The sequence below is a fragment of the Bradyrhizobium sp. 14AA genome (assembly GCF_054185205.1).
In genome coordinates this window covers 15,869-33,535 of sequence record NZ_JAVAYM010000026.1, presented here as the reverse complement: position 1 = coordinate 33,535, position 17,667 = coordinate 15,869, and the positions used below count along the sequence as shown (strand labels likewise).

Genomic DNA, 17,667 nt, shown 5'->3' with positions numbered 1-17,667 from the left:
TGGAAGGAAGCGGCTTCACCTAGGCTTGTAGCCCGGGGATGTCGCAGCCTCCCCGTGAAGTGGTGATCCCACGCAAGCGCTGCTCGCTGAGTTATGGAGCGAGCAATGGACGGGATCGCAAGCGAGCTTCCGCTTTTTCTGTTGGCCACCTTCGCCGGCGGGTTCGTCGCCGGTCTCTCCGGCTTTGCCTTCGGCCTGATCGCGGCGTCGCTGTGGCTCTATGTGCTAACGCCGCTTCAGAGCGCCAGCCTGATCGTCGGTTTCGGCCTGCTGGTGCAGGGCTACTCGGTCTGGAAGCTGCGCGCGGCGCTCGACTGGCGGCGGCTGTGGCCGTTCATGGTCGGCGCCGTCCTTGGCGTACCGGTCGGCGTGTCGCTTCTGACCTGGGCCGACCCCGGACGCGTCCGCGTCGTGGTTGGCATGATCCTGATCGGCTACAGCCTCTATGCGTTGCTCCGGCCGCAGCTCAAGCTCGCGACCGTAATGCCGCGGGCCGCCGACATCACGGTCGGTTTCGTCAACGGCCTGCTCGGCGGGCTGACCGGCCTTGCCGGCATCATCATCACCATCTGGTGCAATCTGCGCGGCCTGCCCAAGGACATGCAGCGGGCCACGTTCCAGCCGGTCGCAGTCGTGGTGTTCGCCGTGGCGGCGCTGCTGCTGGGTGCGAAGGGAGCGCTGACGCTCGAGACGGCAAAGCTGTTCGCGCTCGGCCTGCCGTTTCTGTTTGCCGGGACGTGGCTCGGGCTGAAGCTGTTCGGCCGGATCGACGAGGTCGCGTTCCGGAAGATCGTGCTGGCGCTGCTGCTGGTCTCTGGCGTCGCGCTGTTGTTCTGAGCCGCGGCTCAGAACTCGCCGTGGAGCCGTCCGGAGAACACCGACACCGGCCCGCGATCGGCATTGTAGGCTGGGTTGACGATGAGCTGGTAGTCGGCGGTGAGGGTGAGATTCTTGTTCAGCGCGTAGGCGTAATAGGTTTCGAGGATGCGCTCCTTGCGGTAGTTGAGCGCGCCGTCGCCGACGAGAACGCCGAGGCCGCCGGCCGCCAGGAAGTCACGGTAGTCCTGCGAGATGGCATTGACGGCGCCGCCGATGCCGATCACGTCGTCGGGCCGGCCCCATTTCATGCCCTTGATCGAAAGTCCGCCGGACAGGCTGCGGTTGATGTCGGTGAAGGCCAGCGTTTCGCTCTTGCCGTCGTTCCAGCTCCAGCGGCCGAACAATCCGACATCTTCCGTGATCGCCTGCTCGAGGTTGACGACATAGCCGACCTTGAGACGGCCGCGCCGGGTCTGCGCGATGTCGAGATTGAGCGCGGGATTGTCCAGCGTCTCGCGGAAGCTGCCCATGTTGGCGCTGTCGAGCCAGCCCATGGTCCTGAGCTTGCCGGGCTGGCCGAACAGCGAGAAGCGGGTCTCGAGCTCGAGCACGTACTGGCCGCGCTCCCCGACCCTGGTGTCGAAATGATTTGAATTAGGCTCCGCGACCATCAGGAAATAGCCGCCGCGCAGCGCCCATTGCTTCTGGTTGAGCTCGGCGGTGACGCCGTAGGTGAGGCCGACCTTGTCGGCGGAATAGTCGAAGGCGCCCGGCGCCCATATCGACCAGTTCATGAAGTCCTTGCGCGTGTCCTTGGCGTAGGCATTGCCGTCGAACACGTCGACCACCGCGAACTTGCCGGCCTGCACGGTGAGGCGGGACACGTCGACCTTCTGTCCCAGCTGCAACTGGCCGCTCGCGAGCTCTTCCTGCTCGCCGCCGAAGCCGAAGGTCTGGCGCACGAACAGGCGCGAGGTGTTGTAGTGCGGGTAGGGGAAGTTCGACTTCTGCGCCTCGCCGTTCGGGAAGCCGGCCGCGCCGACCGTGTCGTTCAATCCAAAACCCTGAAGCAGCTCGGGATTGTAATAGACCTCGCCGCCGTCCCACAGCCGTGCGTTCAGGAACAGGCTGTTGCTCCACGTCGCCTTGGCTTGCCTCGACGGTGAGAGCGAGTTCGGTCCGGTGTAGAGGGCTGGGAACGACGGATAGCCTTGCGGCAGATAGGTGCTCTGGCCGTGAATCTCCCAGCGATCCGATTCCGTGTCGATCAGCGAGCTGTTCGGCAAGTTCTTGGGGCCGTAGCCCGGCATGGCCGGCCAATCGACCTTGCGGTTGAGGCCGAGCCTGATCGTCTGGAAGTCGAGCGCCGAGGAGCTGTATTGCGCGCCCGTCGAGAAGGCGACGTTGGCGCCATCGAAGCGGCTGTAGAGATATTCGAGCCGTGCGCTCCAATGCGGCGCGAAGCCGTATTCGACGCCGGCGCCCGCAATCCAGCCGGGCCGCGTGTTCAGGATTTTCGGGACGGTTTCGCCGGAGGCCGGCGTGTCGAAATAGCGCTCGCCCATCCATGCAAAGCCGCCGGTGGCGTAGACCAGCCACGGACCACTGGTGTAGCCGACGCGGCCGCGCAGGCTGGCGGTGTAGTCCCATTGCTGCGTGACGGTGTTGGCGGGCGTCGCGAGGAACGAGACGATCGAATTCGAGGTGATGTAGTTGGGGAACGAGAAATCGCCTTCGACGCCGACCAGCCAGCCGGAGTTGAGGCGGTAGTTGTAGCCCGCCTGCACGCCGCCGATCATGCCGCTGAAGACGCCGCTGTCGTTGATGGCAGTGCCGTCGTTCAACGCAAAGCGCGACGAACCGTGGCCATAGCCCGCATGCGCGCCGATATAGAGACCGGTCCAGTCGTAGACCGCTCTCAGCGCCGGGGCCTTCAGCGGCAGATCGGCCGCGCGGCCGGCGGCGGGAAAAATCAGCACGCCCGAGGCAATCGCCGCGGCCGTCCGCAAATATCTGTAACGGTGACCTCTCAACGTCAAAACGCACGCCCCCAAACGCGAATATGTCCCATTCGCCGCAACCGACATCCCTGCCGATTCGCGACGGCCCTGTCATCAGGTCTTGGTTGTCCGCGCAGTCGGCCGAGATGATCTCGATTCGACGCAATTTCTTCCCAAGCCCCTGAGCTTGTTGCGAACCTTATTGCGATTAATTCGCAATAGCAACTGGTACTGATTGCCGCATACGATGGTTCGCACCTCCGTGTGACGGGACTGCAACAAATTCTCGCGGCCCAAAAAGGATGACCCCGCCCGGGGGGACAGCCGGGCGGGGTCGGGGGCACGACACGGGGTGGATGAGGCGCCCGTGTCGGACGCAGGATCCACGTAAGATCGGCCTCAGGTCCTCAGATCAGTAGCAGCTACGAACGCGGCCAACGTACTGGCCGAAGGCGTTGTACTGGGCGACCCAGCCGCAGCGGTGATAGCCGTAGTAATAGGGGTCGTTGCTGGCCGCGATCGCCGAGCCGACGACGGCGGCGGTGGCGATGCCGGCGCCCACACCCCAGCCCCAGCCGAGCGGCTTGGCTTCGGCCTGCGAGGTGGTGGACACGATGCTGCCGGTGACGGCGAGGGTGGCGAGAGCGAGAGCGGCAATTTTGGTCTTGATCGACATTTGAAACTCCATCCGGGTTGAGGCGGTCCGTTGTGGCCCGCGTGCCCAATTGGACGGAGGCATGCCGAAACCGGTTCGAAAGCGCCTTCGGCGCTCCCGGAATCCCGGTCTTTCGTGAGTGATTTCAGGAGGATGCAGGCTAGCCGAGGGGGCCTTTGGCGAGCCTGTTCACGTCGAAGTTATCGACCTCGGTGAGCAGCTCGCAGAAAGCCGCCGCGCCGTGGTCGAGCAGCCGCTCGCCCTTTTCGGGGACAGCCAATGTCGCATTGCCGATCGCGCCGCTCTCATTGAGATCCTGCGCCTGCCAGGCGAACGGCGCGGGCCGCTGCGTCGACAGCCAGCGATACTGCTTCTCCAGGGCGATGCTGCTCGCGGGAAAATCCGCGATCGCATCCTTGCGCACCTGCTCCGGATAACGCGCCAGCATGATCGAGGTCTCGATCGCGCCGCCATGAATGCCGTGGCGCACCTCATCGGCCGGGAACAATTTGTCCGCGCCCGACAGCCGCGACCAGGACGTCGTCACCACGAACAGCTTCCGGTGCGCGCGCAGATCCTGCGCGACCAGCATCATCGCCGCGCTGTTGCCGCCATGGCTGGTGATGATGACGAGCTTCCTCACGCCGCGCCGCGCGACCTCCTCGCCGATCCCGGTCCATCTCTTCAGCGCCGCGTCGTTCGGCAGCGTCTGCGTGCCCGGATAGTCGATATGCTCGGTGGAAATCCCGACCGGTTCAACGGGCAGAAAGCTGGCGGGAATGCCGGCAGGCAACAGCTCGCGCACGCGCGCCAGATAGGCGTCCGCGATCAGCACGTCGGTTGTGACAGGCAGATGCGGGCCGTGCTGCTCGGTCGCCGCCAGCGGCAGTACCGCGATCCAGCGCGAGGTCTCCGCGAGGGGAGCATCGGCCCAGCGGATCTCGGTCCAGTCGCGGGATGGCGTCATCGTGGTTTCTTTGCCCGAATTTGTCACGTAATTTGGGGTTATCAGGGGACGCGGGCCTGGCCGGCTCGCGTCCCCGAACTTCATGCGGTTTTATCGCGTTGCTTTCACATGAGCCAGACGCGATTGGGCTGGAAGCGATCGACGGAGTGCCAATATGACCCCTTCTCATCTGTGGCGAGCATTAACGGCGGGCCTGATGGCTGCCTTCGTCTCGGTTGCCCCGGCGCGCACCGAGACGCTCGACAAGGTCACCTTCGGCACCAACTGGGTCGCCGAGGCTGAGCATGGCGGCTTCTTCCAGGCGGTCGCCGACGGCACCTACAAGAAATACGGCCTCGACGTCACCATCGTCCCCGGCGGTCCGAACGAGAACAACCGGATGCTGCTGATCGCGGGCAAGATCGATTTCTTCATGGCGGCGAACACGCTGATGTCGTTCGACGCGGTCGCCAACAACGTCCCCGTCGTGACCATCGCCGCGATCTTCCAGAAGGATCCGCAGGTGATGCTGACGCAGCCGGATGCCAAGGTCGGCAAGATCGAGGACCTCAAGCCGCTGACGCTGTTCGTCTCCAAGGAGGGCATGAGCAGCTACTTCCAGTGGCTGAAGTCCGAATATGATTTCAGCGAGAAGAACGTCCGCCCCTATAATTTCAACCCGCAGCCCTTCATCGCGAACCCCAAGAGCGCCATGCAGGGCTATGTCACCTCCGAGCCCTTCGCGGTCGAGAAGGCCGCGGGCTTCAAGCCCAACGTGCTGCTGCTCGCCGACTACGGCTTCAACACCTATTCGACCCTGATCGAGACCCGCCGCGACGTCGTCGAGAAGAAGCCCGATCTCGTGCAGCGCTTCGTCGATGCCTCCATGATCGGCTGGTACAACTACATCTACCGCGACAACTCCGCCGGCAACGCCATGATCAAGAAGCTCAATCCGGAGATGACCGACGATCTGCTCGCCTATTCCGTCGCCAAGATGAAGGAACATGGCATCGTCGATTCCGGTGAGTCCCTGAAGAACGGCATCGGCGCGATGAGCGACGACCGCTACACCTCCTTCTTCAACAAGATGGTGAAGGCCGGTGTGGTGAAGGCGGATCTCGACTTCCGCAAATCCTACACGCTGCGCTTCGTCAACAAGGGCGTCGGCGTCGAGCTGCGCCCGAACAAGCCGTAACGCAAGGTCCATGTCAGCTGTCAAAACCTCGTCAGGTGTCGAGGCCAGCCTGACGGCGTTGGCCGTGAGCCTGCGCGGGGTGACGAAGGCCTATGACAACGGCGTCATGGCGCTCGGCCCGCTCGATCTCGCGGTGCGCAAGGGCGAGTTCATCTCGCTGCTGGGTCCGTCCGGTTGCGGCAAGTCGACCGCGCTGCGCATCATCGCAGAGCTCAGTTCGCCGTCGTCGGGCACCGTGCGGGTGGCGCGTCACGAGGGCGAGGTGCTGCCGGGTCACGGCATCGGCTTCGTGTTCCAGGAGCCGACCCTGATGCCCTGGACCAGCGTGCGCGAGAACGTGCGGCTGCCGTTGAAGCTCGCAGGCGTGCCGAAGGCGGAAGGGCGCGCGCGTGCCGACGACGCGCTGGCCAGTGTGGGTCTCGCCGATTTCGCCGATGCCTTCCCGCGCGAGCTCTCCGGCGGCATGAAGATGCGGGTGTCGCTGGCGCGCGCGCTCGTCACCGACCCCGATATCCTCCTGATGGATGAGCCGTTCGCAGCCCTCGACGAAATCACGCGCTTCCGCCTCAACAACGATCTGCTCGCACTGTGGCGCAGCCTGCGCAAGACCGTCATCTTCGTCACCCATTCGGTGTTCGAATCCGTCTATTTGTCGCAGCGCGTCGTGGTGATGACGGCGCGGCCCGGCCGCATCCAGGCCGACATCCGCATCGAGACCGTCGAGCCGCGCGGCGAGGAATTTCGCACCTCGGCGGCCTATTCCGATTCTTGCCGGAAGGTGTCGGCCGCGCTGGCGCCGTCCTATTCGGGGCAGTCGACGCTATGAATGTGCAGCCTGTCGTCGTCGCGAAACCATCGGGCGCGCAACGCGCGATGCGTTTCGTGCTGCCCGTCAGCGTGTTCGCGGCCGGCATCCTCGCCTGGGAACTGGTGGTTCGCATCAACGACATCCCGCCTTATGTGCTGCCGGCGCCCTCAGTCATTGTCCTGACGCTGATCAAGGACTGGGCGGTGCTGTCACAATCGCTCGCCGCCACGCTGCTGACCACGCTTGAAGGCTTCGTCGCCGCGAGCATCGGCGGCGTCGCGCTGGCGCTGCTGTTCAACCAGTCGAAATGGGTGGAATATTCGCTGTTCCCCTATGCCGTCGTCCTCCAGGTGACGCCGGTGATCGCGATTGCGCCGCTGCTGCTGATCTATCTGGAGCAGCAGACCGCGGTGGTCGTCTGCGCCTTCATCGTCGCCTTTTTCCCGGTGCTGTCCAACACCACGCTCGGGCTGAATTCGGTCGATCGCAACCTCGCCGGGCTGTTCCAGCTTTACGGCGCCTCGCCGCCCCAGACCCTGCGCTTTTTGAAGCTGCCGGCGGCGCTGCCCTACATTCTCGGGGGCCTGCGCATCGCCGGCGGCCTGTCGCTGATCGGTGCCGTAGTGGCCGAGATCGCTGCGGGAACGGCCGGCGCCGGCTCCGGGCTGGCCTACAGGATCGCCGAGTCGGGCTACCGATTGAACATACCCCGCATGTTCGCCGCGCTGCTTTTGTTGTCGCTGGCCGGGATTGTCATCTATGGGGTGCTGGCGCTAGTTTCCCACCTCGTTTTACGGCGCTGGCACGAAAGCGCGCTTGGAAAGGAAAACTGATGTCTACCGGTTCGATTTCGTCCGAAAAGATCGATCTTCTGATTTATGGACCGGTACGGCCGATCCTCGAGAACGGGTTTTCCGATCATTTCGTCGTCCACAAGGCCGAGACGCGCGGCGACCTCGAGCGGCTGACGCCGGCGATCCGCGAAAAGATCCGCGGCGTGGCGGTGACCTATCATACGGTGCGCGCCGACAAGGATTCGCTGTCGCAGCTGCCCAAGATCGAGATGGTGGCGAGCTTCGGCGTTGGCTACGACCACATCGACGCCAAATATGCCGCCGAGCACAACATCATCGTCACCAACACGCCCGACGTGCTGACCGAGGAGGTCGCCGACGTCGCGATGGGCCTGCTGATCTCGACCTTGCGCGAGTTCATCAAGGCCGACCGCTACGTGCGCTCCGGGCTCTGGCAGACGCAGAACTATCCGCTCAGCGTCGGCTCGCTGCGCGACCGCAAGGTCGGCATCGTCGGCATGGGCCGGATCGGCCAGGCCATCGCGCGCCGGCTCGATGCCTCGCTGGTGCCGGTGGTTTACCACACCCGCAACCCGTCCAAGGACGTCTCCTACAAGCACTATCCCGATCTGATCGAGATGGCGAAGGCGGTGGACACGCTGATGGTGATCGTGCCGGGCGGCGCCTCGACCAACAAGATGATCAATGCCGAGGTGCTGAAGGCACTCGGCCCGCGCGGCGTGCTGGTCAACGTGGCGCGCGGCTCGGTGGTCGACGAGCCGGCCCTGGTGCAGGCGCTCAAGTCAGGCACCATCCTCGCCGCCGGCCTCGACGTGTTCGCGGCCGAGCCGACCGTGCCGGACGAGCTCAAGGCGATGCAGAACGTCGTGCTGCTGCCGCATATCGGCTCGGCCTCGGTGGTGACGCGCAACGCGATGGACCAGCTCGTGGTCGACAACCTCAAGTCCTGGTTCGCCGGCAAGGCGCCGTTGACGCCGGTTGCGGAAACGCCGTTCAAGGGGCGCTGATGACCGTTCTTCGGGTTCTCGCATTCACCATCGCGGCATGCGTTGCCGCGATGGGTTCTGCGCATGCGCAGGATGCGACGAGCCTGAAGAAATCGATGCCCGGGCAGTGGGAGCTCTCGACCACCGAGCGCAGCAAGACCTGCGTCGTCACGCTCAAGGCCGACGCTGCGGGTCAGGGCTACAAGCTGGAGCTGGAGCCGGCCTGCAAGGCCGCGCTGCCGTTCACCAAGGATATCGTCGCCTGGAGCGTCCGGGGTCTCGACATCGTCCGTCTGCAGGACGCGACCGGTGAAGCCGTGATCGATTTCACCGAGGTCGAGGCCGGCATTTTCGAGGGCCTGCGCCAGGGCGAAGGCGTCTACATCCTGCAGGATCTCGCCGCTGCACGCTCGATGGCCAAGTCGATGGATCAGATGATCGGCGACTGGTCGATGGTGCGCGGTAACGGCCAGCCGGTCTGCGGCCTGACGCTGACCAATACCGAGGTGAGCCCGGACAATTTCCAGGTCTTCCTCAAGCCGAAATGCGATCCGGCGATCGCGCAGTTCAATCCGACGCAATGGCGGCTCGAGCGCGGCCAGATCATCCTGATGTCGAAATCCGGCGACGTCTGGCAGTTCGAGGCCGACGACAACGCGCAGTGGCGGCGCGTCCCCGACACCGCCGACCCCCTGATCATGCTGCGTCAGTAGGCGCCGCCGGTTCGCGCAGCTACGTCGTCACCTTCGGCGGCGGCGCGGTGCCCTGCGCCCATTTCTCCATCTTGCCGAGCACGCCCCAGGCCGTGAGCGCCAGCGAGATCGGCATCGCGAACTGGCCAAGGCCCGGCACCGCCGACACGATCGTCCCGAGCAAACCGGCAATGCCGCCCGCATTGGGGCTCGCCGTCACCGAAGAGAGCAGCGCGGTGAGCAGCGAGCCGCCGATCCCGAGTGCGGTCTTCTTGCCGTCGAGCAGCTTGCCGATGGTCTCGCCGAGCGCGCCATTGACCTGGCCCAGCATGGGCTTGCCGTTGTTGTTGAGCAGCGTGCTGAGCAGATCGACGACCGTCTTCAGCTGATCGACGGGTGCAGTGATGCTGGTCGGGTTGGATGTCCCCGGCAGGGGCGCCGTCTTGTTGACGAGGGAGAACAGCCGTTCGAACAGGCTGATCGGATCGTTGGTGGCGGGCAGCGTGTTGCCCGGTATCGGCGTTACTGGCGTTACCGGCGTGACGGCGCCGGCTGACGGCCGCAGCAGCTGCGCGAGGTCCTCCAGCCGCGTCAGGATCGGGGACAGATCGCCGGTCTGTCCGGTGGCGCCCGACTGTGACGCACGGGTCAGGGCGGCGACCGTGGCCGCGTCGAGCAGCCCGGTGTCCTTCAGGCCGTTCTGCTGCTGAAACTGCGAGACCGCGGCCCTGGTCTTGGGACCGCTGATGCCGTCCTCGGCGAGCTGTGGATTGGCGCCGAGCTTGTTGAGCGCCTGCTGCATCAGAACGACCGTCGATGCCGCCTCGTCTTCCGGCTCGGCGCGGCCCGCGAATTGCGGGCTGCCGTCGAGAGCGATCGAGGAGTCGAGCGACATCATCGCATGCAGGATCACCGCCGTGCCGAGCTGGTTGTCGACGTGGTTGGAATCGAACACGTGATCGCGGACGAATTTGCCGGCCCTTGCCTCCGGCGGGCCGTACAGGGTCGAGCCGCCATAGAGGTAGGGCGAATTGCAACCCTTGGCGTGATAGCCGAAGCCGTTGAATGCCTCGAGCCGGTACAGGATCCGCGCGATGCTCCAGTCCTGCGCGCCGATGAAATGTTCGAGCCTGAACGCGTCCACCGCGCCGTCCACGAACGTGGCAAACGGGCCGCGCCCTTTCGGAACGAGGCTCGTCACGCGGTGGATCGACTCGCCGTTGCCGAGATAGGTGTCGAAATCGAAATTGGACTCGCGGTAGTGGCAGAGGGCGGCAAAATACCAGGGCACGCCGGTCAGCCGTTCGACCTGCTGATAGGTTGCCTTGCCGTTGATCGCCTTGCGGGCGATCGCATTCGCGTCGTGGAGGCGCCCGGGCCGGATCTCGAGGCTGGCCCAATTCCGCTCATATTCGTTTTTGAAACTCTCGAATGACACCACCATTTCCCGCTCCTGCAAATTGATGAATGCAAATTGATCGAATGATCGAGTCTCCGTGCCAATCAAAGTAAGCCAGGTGCCGTGATCACGGCGTGACTGCAGCGTGATCTCCCGCAAATCTGGCAGGCTGCAGGCCCGGTGTGTGTGAAATGGCTTACAGCCTCGGCGGGAAATGAGAGGCAGTATCCGGGGCGCGCAGGGCGCCCGCCCGCGAGGGAACCGGCCGGGTTGCCCGTCCGTTAATGATGCAGACAGTCCGGCAAGGAGCTCTGCATGGCCAAGCGCGTCCTCGCGATCGGCATCGAACCCGGCAATGCGGATTACAGCGCATTCCCGCAGCTCACGCCGGAGCTCGTGCGCGGCTATATCGAGGCGCAATTGCTGCGCCTGCGCGATCTCGGTTTCGAGGTCACGAGCTGCCTGATCGATCTCGACGTCACCGCGGAAGCCGGCGTCACGGCGGCGCTGCGCGACGAACACTTCGACTGCATCGTGATCGGCGCGGGCTTGCGCGAGCCGAAGGAGCGCCTGCTGCTGTTCGAGAAGGTGCTCAACCTCGTCCACCGCCTGGCACCGGATGCCGCGATCTGCTTCAACACCACGCCGGCCGACACGGCCGAGGCCGTGCTGCGCTGGCTTGATCCGGGATGACGGCTCGCGGCTCGTTCAAGCCGGTGGGTATCAAGCCTCCAACACAACCATCCGTTGAAGTCACCGGCATTGTGGAACAATCATGTGCGCGGTCATCGCCGCGGGAATCCTCATGTCCAGATTTGTGCTGCTGCTCGTCTGCGCAACGACCCTTGCGGGCTGCGATGCCGTCAGCACGGTGACGGAAGGGTTCAAGCAGTCGAAAGCCGTGGAGGCCGACCTCGAGCAATCGACCGGCGTCAAGCCGGCGGTCGGCTTCAATTGGCACAATGGGAGGCTGGTGTCGGTGACGGTTCAATTCCCGCGCCTCTATGACAACAAGCCGCTGAACGAGCTCGCAGGGCTCGTGCGCGACGCCGTCACCAGGGATTTCAAGCAGACACCCGAAAGGATCGTGCTCGCCTTCGCGGTCGACAAATGAGGCCGGCGCGACCGGCGTCCCGCGCGGGCTGGGACCTGGGCGACATCCCGGCGCGCTTTGGGGCGGACGGAAGCCGATTTGATCTGGCCCAAATCCCCGCCGGACGTTAAAATTCGCCGGACCACAGGGAGGGCGAGCATGCTTCGAGGTCTTCGTATTGGAAGTTTGGGTATCGCGGCCTGTCTTACGGTTGCGATGGCGATGCCGGTCCGTGAAGCCGCGGCCCAGGATGCCGTCGGCGGCGCGATCCTCGGCGGTGTCGGCGGGGCGATCATCGGCGGCGCGATCGGCGGAGGCCGGGGAGCAGCCATCGGCGCCGTCGTCGGTGCCGGCACGGGTGCCGCAATCGCCTCCGAGGGCGAGCGCCGCCGCTCCGGCTACTACGCCTATCAGCGCGGCTGCTACATGCAGCGCCCCGACGGCCGCTACGTCCCGGTCGATCCGCGCTACTGCTATTGAGGCACGAAAGAGCCGTCGCGCCTTAGCTCTTCGCTGCCGCTTCCGGCATGATCTGCAGCAGCGGCTCCGGCTGGATCGAGATCTGGCCGGCGAACGGCCGGTCATGCGCGGCGATCAGCAGGACGGAGGTGGCGACGCCGGTCGCGAACAGGCCCATCGCGATCGCCGATCCCAGGCGGTTGTCGCAATGAACGAGACCGATCACCAAGAGCGCGCAGGCCGCCTGCAGGTACAGGCACCACCATTTGACCGGGTTCACCGCGGCGAGGCTGACGATGATCCGCTGCCGCCGCGCGTCCAGCGCCTGCTCCAGCGCCGCAATCAGCTCGCGCTGCACATTGGCCTGACCGGTGCCCTGCGGGGTCATCGTGATGACGAGCTGCAGCGCATCGGCGAGCGGCGGCGGCGTCACCTTCAGCGAGGCCGCTTGGTGCGCCATCATCGGCCATTCGACCGCAACGGCCTGTCCGACATAGTCGCGGACGAGGCCGCGCAGCTTCGCATCCTGCTCCGCCGGCAGGCCTGCGGCCAGCAGCACGGCGCTGCGCAGTGCGCTGGCCTCTCGGCTCACCGCGGCGCTGGCGCGGTCGCTGTCGCCCCAGACCTGAGCCGCCGTGAAGGCGACGAACAGGCCGAAGATGATGCCGAGCACCGGCAGCATGCCCGGCGAGATCGCCTTCAGCGATTTCGCGCGCTCCCCCGTGGCGGCAAGCGCGATGCCCGCGAAGATGGCCGCGGCCAGCAGATAGGTGAAGCCGAAGATCACCAGCGCCATCAAGGGCAGCGGCAGATTGTGCAGCCAGTCGCTCATGCTGCTCTTGTCATGTGATTCGACGATCTAGATCAATCGCATCCCGCGCAGGCTGGCATGCCCGCTCCTGCCGACGATGATGTGATCCATTGTCCGCCGCCGCGAGGACGCGGAACGCCTTCAGGCTCCCGAGGAGCCCTTGCGATATTCAGCCGGCGTACAATTGAGGTGCTGCCGAAAGACCCTGTTCAGATGACTCTGGTCGGCAAAGCCGCTGAGGAGTGCGATCTCCTTGAGCGCCAGATTGTTCCGTCGCAGATGCTGGCATGCCTGTTCGACTTTCTGCTTCTGAACAAATGCGTGAGGGCGTATCCCGTAGTGAGCATGGAATTTACGGGCGAATTGAATCGGCGTGCAGTTGCAGATGGCTGCCAGTTCGTCGAGCGTGATGTTTCGAGAAATATTCTGCTGGATATAGTCCTCGATCAGCCGGGCATGAGCCGGCCTGAAATGTCCCTGCGCGGAAGGCATCTTGAACTTCACCGCGGCGTATTTCCGCATGATGTGGACGCTGGCCTGGAGCGACAGCGCGTCGTAGCAGAGTCTTCCGCCGGGACCGCCGGCGGCGACTTCGTGAGCCATTTGTTCGTTGATCCAGCCCAGGACGGGGTCATCGATTCCGAGCAGGTCATGAAGTTCAATGGCGCCGACGTCACGATCGAAAGCCTCGCTGGCGGTTTTCATCATGAAGGCCGGTGAGATGTAGAAGTGGCTGACCTCAATATCGTTTGCCCATCGCCAATGCGAAGGCTCGGCGCGGGTCAGAAGTGTGGTGATGCCGCGCCCGACGCGCTCCTGCTTCCATGCGCCGGTCACGCGGCGGTTCATGGTGGTGGCCCCTTGCCGGTAGACGACGATCAGGAAGTCTTCCGTCGGGGGGACCCAAATGTCCGAGGGCGCATAGCGAAATACCCGCATGCGGAAATCAGGCCGGCCGACTGCCGAACTGTCCAGCTTCAGTTCACCCGGTGCGTATCGCGGAAGCTCCTCGACCGCAATCAACTTGCTCATGGCGCAGCCTCCGCACGTTTGGGGGCCGTTCGCCGGCTCTTCTTTCCGATGATGTGGGCATCGGTGCCGCAGGATACGGCGCTTTTTGCATGGGGCCAAATGCATTAGTTCGCCCAGAGCTCGCCCAGACCTTCGCTGCGCCGCACACGCTTTTCGTCCAAAGAAAGGTCGGCTTCGTTCAAGCCCGCCCTGCCTCGGGGCAACTAGTTTCCGGCACGTTCCGCCGGCGATGCGTGGGCGGCTTGAGACCCCTCAGGGCCCTTGAGACCTGCCCGGCAGTTTCGTCGGATCGCCATGGAGACGCAAACTCCACCTCCAATTCGGTCGAGTGGGCACGGTGCACAGCCAAAAAAAGCAGGAGAGGGAAATGGACCAGACTGCAATCAAGTCCAGGGAATCGAACGGATCAAAAAAGACGACCCTCGACGCGGTCGTTATCGGGGCTGGCATCGCGGGTCTGTACCAGTTGCACCGCATGCGGCAACTGGGATTGAAGGTCCGTGCCTTCGAGGCGGGCTCCGGCGTCGGCGGGACCTGGTACTGGAATCGTTACCCCGGCGCGCGCTTCGATTCTCAGGTCGAGGTGTACCAGTATTGGTTTTCCGAGGACTTGTACAAGGCGTGGAAGCCGAGCGAGCGCTTTCCGGCGCAGCCCGAGACCGAGCAGTGGCTGAACTTCGTCGCTGATCGCTTCGATCTCAAGAAGGACATCCAGTTCAGCACCCGGATCGAGTCCGCCACCTATCGGGAGAAGGACGGCCGCTGGGATGTCGTCACCTCCGATGGCGAACGCATTGATACGCAATACCTGTTGGCCTGCTGCGGCATGCTGTCGGCGCCGCTGAACGACCGCTTCCCGGGCCAGTCCACGTTCAAAGGCGTGATCACCCATACCGGTCTCTGGCCAAAAGAGGGTATCGATCTCAAAGGCAAGCGGGTCGCCGTGGTGGGCACCGGAGCCACCGGCATCCAGGTGATCCAGACCATCGCCCCCGAGGTCGGGTCGATGAAGGTGTTCGTGCGTACGCCGCAATATGTCGTGCCCATGAAGAACCCGAAATATTCGCAAGCGGATTGGGATCGCTGGAGCAGCCGGTTCAATGAGTTGAAGACCCGCGTGCGCTCCACCTTCGCCGGCTTCGACTATGACTTCGAGAACCGCCCTTGGGGCGAGCTGACGGCCGATGAGCGCACCGAGGTCCTGGAAAAATACTGGAACGACGGATCGCTCTCGATGTGGCTTGCGACGTTCCCGGAAATGTTCTTCGACGAGGCGGTCAGCGCGGTCGTTTCCGAATTCGTCCGAGGCAAGTTGCGGCAGCGGCTTCGGAACGATCCGAAGCTGTGCGACCTGCTCATTCCGTCCGAGAGCGACTACGGATTCGGCACGCATCGTGTGCCGCTCGAGAACAAATATCTCGAGGCCTATCTGCAGGACAACGTCGAAGGCGTGAACTGCCGCAAAACACCGATCGAGCGCATCGTGCCCGAAGGCATCCAGACCTCCGACGGGAAGGTCCACGAAGCCGAAATCATCATCCTGGCCGTCGGTTTCGACGCCGGCTCCGGCGCTCTCAGCCGCATCGACATCCGCGGCCGCGACGGCGTTTCGCTGAAGGACAGGTGGCACGACGAGATCCGCACCGCGATGGGGCTGCAGGTGCACGGCTATCCCAACCTGTTCACCACCGGCGCGCCGCTCGCTCCGTCCGCCGCACTTTGCAACATGACAACCTGTCTGCAGCAGCAGGTGGATTGGATCACCGACTGCATTGCCTACGCGAGGGAGCACGGCAAAGGCGTCGTCGAAGCAACCAAGGAGTTCGAGGACAACTGGGTGAAGCACCACGACGAAACCGCGGCCGCGACCCTCGTCGTGAAAACCGACTCCTGGTACATGGGCTCGAACGTCGACGGAAAGCCGCGACGCCTGCTGTCCTACATTGGCGGCGTCGGCAACTACAACCGGCAGTGCGACGAACTTGCGGCCAATGGCTACCAGGGCTTTGCGATGACCTGATGATGACAACAACGGAAGGAAACATCCAATGAGCACAAATCCCTATTACGGTCAGGAAGGCCACGGCCCCTACGAGATGATCGGAATCGGCAACCTCGAGCTCGAGGAGGGCGGCCTTATTCCGGACTGTCAGCTTGCGGTGGCGACCCACGGAACGCTGAACGCGGCAAAGGACAACGCGATCCTCGTTCCGACCTGGTACTCGGGAACGAGCAAGATCATGGAGCAGGTCTACATCGGCAACGGGCGTGCGCTCGATCCGGCGAAGTATTTCATCGTCGTTGTCAACCAGATCGGAAATGGCCTTTCCACCTCACCGCACAACAGCAGTGGAGCGCAGGTCGGACCGACCTTCCCGAAAGTGCGCATTGCCGACGACGTCCGCGCCCAACACAAGCTTCTGACCGGGAAGTACGGTCTGAAGAGCCTCGCGCTGGTCGTCGGCGGGTCGATGGGCGCACAACAGACCTATGAGTGGGCCGTGCGTTATCCCGACTTCGTCAAGCGCGCCGCTCCGCTCGCCGGCACCGCCAGGAACACCGAGCACGACTTCGTCTTCGCCGAGACGCTCTCCGAAGCGATCACATCCGATCCCGGGTTCAACGCCGGCAAGTACGGTTCGCCGGCCGATGTCGCCGCCGGCCTCAAGCGCCACGCCAGGCTGTGGACGGTGATGGGGTGGAGTACCGACTTCTTCCGCGAAGGCCGGCACAAGGCGCTCGGCTTCGACTCGATGCAGGCCTTCGTCGATACTTTCATGACGGGATACTTCGCGCCGATGGATCCAAACGATCTGCTTGCGATGGCGTGGAAGTGGCAACGAGGCGACGTGAGCCGCAACACCGGCGGCGATCTCGCTGCGGCGCTCGGCCGTATCAAGGCGAAGACCTACGTGATGCCGATCAGTCACGACATGTTCTTCCCGCCGGCCGACTGTGAGGTCGAGCAGCGTCTGATCCCGGGAAGCCAGTTCCGTCCGCTGAAGAGCATCTGCGGACATCTCGGCCTGTTCGGCGTGGACCCGGAGTTGCTCGCGCAGCTCGACGCCAATTTGAACGAGCTGCTGGCGACGCCTGTGAATTGACGCGACGGATTGATTGAGCGCCTGTTGCAGTTGAGGGCTCGAACGAGGATTGTTCGCGCCCTCAATCCGCGCGCGAAATCGTCGCGGCGGGCGCTTGATGGCGCTCCCGGCGGCGTCTGCGACTCTAGATCAACCGCATCCCGCGCAGGCTCGCGTGCCCGCTCTTGCCGACGATGATGTGATCGTGCACCGAAATACCCAGCGGCTTTGCGATGTCGATGATCGCCTTCGTCATCTGGATGTCGGCCTGCGAGGGCGAGGGATCACCGGAGGGGTGGTTGTGCACCAGGATCAGCGCGGTCGCGGACAGCTCGAGCGCGCGCTTGATCACTTCGCGCGGATAGACCGGGGTGTGGTCGACGGTGCCGGTCTGCTGCACCTCGTCGGCGATCAGCTGGTTGCGCTTGTCGAGGAAGAGCAGGCGGAATTGCTCCTTGTCGGCAAACGCCATGCTGGTGCGGCAATAGTCGATCACCTCGTTCCAGGACGACAGGGCGTTGCGGCTGTTGACCTCGCCCTTGGCGACGCGATGCGCGGCCGCGGCGATCAGCTTGAGCTGGTTGATCGCGGCCTCGCCGATGCCCTCGACCTCGCGCAGGCGCGCCACCGGCGCGTGCACGACTTCGGCGAACGAGCCGAAAATCTTGATCAGCGTCTTCGCCAGCGGCTTGGTGTCGCGCCGCGGCAGCGCCGGAAACAGCGCCATCTCGAGCAGCTCGTAGTCGCTGAGCGCATCCGCGCCCGCGCTGTAGAAGCGTTCGCGCAGCCGCTCGCGGTGGCCGAGATAGTGCGGCGCGTCCTCGGGCTTGCTCTTGTCGTGGTCCGGCTTGGCGGGCATCGGCCGCCAGCA

Annotated in this window: 18 protein-coding genes; 11 read left to right on the top strand and 7 right to left on the bottom strand. The window is 64.3% G+C overall.

Annotation, left to right across the window (positions count from 1 at the left end):
• Positions 1-105 precede the first annotated feature (105 nt).
• A complete protein-coding gene (locus tag RAD15_RS34870; protein ID WP_458183245.1) occupies positions 106-837 on the top strand; it encodes a sulfite exporter TauE/SafE family protein in 732 nt (243 codons plus the stop codon).
• 8 nt (positions 838-845) lie between these two features.
• Here RAD15_RS34870 and RAD15_RS34865 read toward each other — a convergent pair whose 3' ends face one another.
• The 3 genes from RAD15_RS34865 to RAD15_RS34855 form a co-directional block, all read right to left on the bottom strand.
• Positions 846-2,828 (bottom strand): carbohydrate porin, encoded by a 1,983-nt coding sequence (locus RAD15_RS34865; RefSeq protein ID WP_458183243.1) that lies wholly within the window; start codon positions 2,826-2,828, stop codon positions 846-848.
• Positions 2,829-3,231: 403 nt separating this feature from the next.
• Positions 3,232-3,495 (bottom strand): hypothetical protein, encoded by a 264-nt coding sequence (locus RAD15_RS34860; RefSeq protein WP_458183242.1) that lies wholly within the window; start codon positions 3,493-3,495, stop codon positions 3,232-3,234.
• Between the two features lie 139 nt (positions 3,496-3,634).
• A complete protein-coding gene (locus RAD15_RS34855) occupies positions 3,635-4,441 on the bottom strand; it encodes a creatininase family protein (RefSeq protein ID WP_458183240.1) in 807 nt (268 codons plus the stop codon).
• Positions 4,442-4,595: 154 nt separating this feature from the next.
• Between RAD15_RS34855 and RAD15_RS34850 the strand changes: the two genes are divergently transcribed.
• The 5 genes from RAD15_RS34850 to RAD15_RS34830 are packed head-to-tail and all read left to right on the top strand — an operon-like array spanning position 4,596 to position 8,940.
• Positions 4,596-5,618 (top strand): ABC transporter substrate-binding protein, encoded by a 1,023-nt coding sequence (locus tag RAD15_RS34850; RefSeq protein WP_458183238.1) that lies wholly within the window; start codon positions 4,596-4,598, stop codon positions 5,616-5,618.
• A 10-nt stretch (positions 5,619-5,628) separates the two neighbouring features.
• A complete protein-coding gene (locus RAD15_RS34845; RefSeq protein ID WP_458183236.1) occupies positions 5,629-6,444 on the top strand; it encodes an ABC transporter ATP-binding protein in 816 nt (271 codons plus the stop codon).
• On the top strand, positions 6,441-7,259 hold the full coding sequence (locus RAD15_RS34840) for an ABC transporter permease (protein WP_458183234.1): 819 nt from the start codon (positions 6,441-6,443) through the stop codon (positions 7,257-7,259). Before RAD15_RS34845 ends, RAD15_RS34840 begins: the two co-directional genes overlap by 4 nt.
• Entirely contained in the window at positions 7,259-8,248 is a 990-nt protein-coding gene (locus RAD15_RS34835) for a 2-hydroxyacid dehydrogenase (protein ID WP_458183232.1), read from the top strand. The genes RAD15_RS34840 and RAD15_RS34835 overlap by 1 nt, the downstream gene beginning before the upstream one ends.
• Positions 8,248-8,940: an AprI/Inh family metalloprotease inhibitor gene (locus tag RAD15_RS34830; RefSeq protein ID WP_458183231.1), complete on the top strand. Its 693-nt coding sequence runs from the start codon at positions 8,248-8,250 to the stop codon at positions 8,938-8,940. Before RAD15_RS34835 ends, RAD15_RS34830 begins: the two co-directional genes overlap by 1 nt.
• Before the next feature lie 19 nt (positions 8,941-8,959).
• On the opposite strand, the gene RAD15_RS34825 is transcribed toward RAD15_RS34830, so the two are convergent.
• On the bottom strand, positions 8,960-10,360 hold the full coding sequence (locus RAD15_RS34825; RefSeq protein ID WP_458183359.1) for a peptidoglycan-binding protein: 1,401 nt from the start codon (positions 10,358-10,360) through the stop codon (positions 8,960-8,962).
• 273 nt (positions 10,361-10,633) lie between these two features.
• Between RAD15_RS34825 and RAD15_RS34820 the strand changes: the two genes are divergently transcribed.
• The 3 genes from RAD15_RS34820 to RAD15_RS34810 all read left to right on the top strand — a co-directional run bounded on the left by RAD15_RS34820 (position 10,634) and on the right by RAD15_RS34810 (position 11,891).
• Positions 10,634-11,011 carry a hypothetical protein gene (locus RAD15_RS34820; RefSeq protein WP_458183229.1) on the top strand — a complete coding sequence of 126 codons (378 nt, stop codon included), beginning with the start codon at positions 10,634-10,636 and terminating at the stop codon, positions 11,009-11,011.
• Positions 11,012-11,123: 112 nt separating this feature from the next.
• Positions 11,124-11,432, top strand: a complete 309-nt coding sequence (locus RAD15_RS34815) for a hypothetical protein (protein ID WP_458183228.1) — start codon at positions 11,124-11,126, stop codon at positions 11,430-11,432.
• A 138-nt stretch (positions 11,433-11,570) separates the two neighbouring features.
• The gene (locus RAD15_RS34810; protein WP_458183227.1) at positions 11,571-11,891 is read left to right on the top strand and encodes a YMGG-like glycine zipper-containing protein; all 321 of its coding nucleotides are present in this window, start codon (positions 11,571-11,573) and stop codon (positions 11,889-11,891) included.
• A gap of 22 nt (positions 11,892-11,913) precedes the next feature.
• Here RAD15_RS34810 and RAD15_RS34805 read toward each other — a convergent pair whose 3' ends face one another.
• The gene (locus RAD15_RS34805; protein WP_458183225.1) at positions 11,914-12,702 is read right to left on the bottom strand and encodes a bestrophin-like domain; all 789 of its coding nucleotides are present in this window, start codon (positions 12,700-12,702) and stop codon (positions 11,914-11,916) included.
• A gap of 120 nt (positions 12,703-12,822) precedes the next feature.
• Positions 12,823-13,713, bottom strand: a complete 891-nt coding sequence (locus tag RAD15_RS34800; RefSeq protein ID WP_458183224.1) for a helix-turn-helix domain-containing protein — start codon at positions 13,711-13,713, stop codon at positions 12,823-12,825.
• A gap of 367 nt (positions 13,714-14,080) precedes the next feature.
• On the opposite strand from RAD15_RS34800, the gene RAD15_RS34795 reads away from it, so the two are divergent.
• Together RAD15_RS34795 and RAD15_RS34790 are read left to right on the top strand one after the other, a co-directional pair.
• On the top strand, positions 14,081-15,733 hold the full coding sequence (locus RAD15_RS34795; RefSeq protein WP_458183222.1) for a flavin-containing monooxygenase: 1,653 nt from the start codon (positions 14,081-14,083) through the stop codon (positions 15,731-15,733).
• Positions 15,734-15,761: 28 nt separating this feature from the next.
• A complete protein-coding gene (locus RAD15_RS34790; RefSeq protein ID WP_458183220.1) occupies positions 15,762-16,817 on the top strand; it encodes an alpha/beta fold hydrolase in 1,056 nt (351 codons plus the stop codon).
• Positions 16,818-16,941: 124 nt separating this feature from the next.
• Here the strand turns inward: RAD15_RS34790 and radC are convergent, their stop codons facing one another.
• Entirely contained in the window at positions 16,942-17,655 is a 714-nt protein-coding gene (gene radC, locus RAD15_RS34785) for a RadC family protein (RefSeq protein ID WP_458183219.1), read from the bottom strand.
• Positions 17,656-17,667 lie beyond the last annotated feature (12 nt).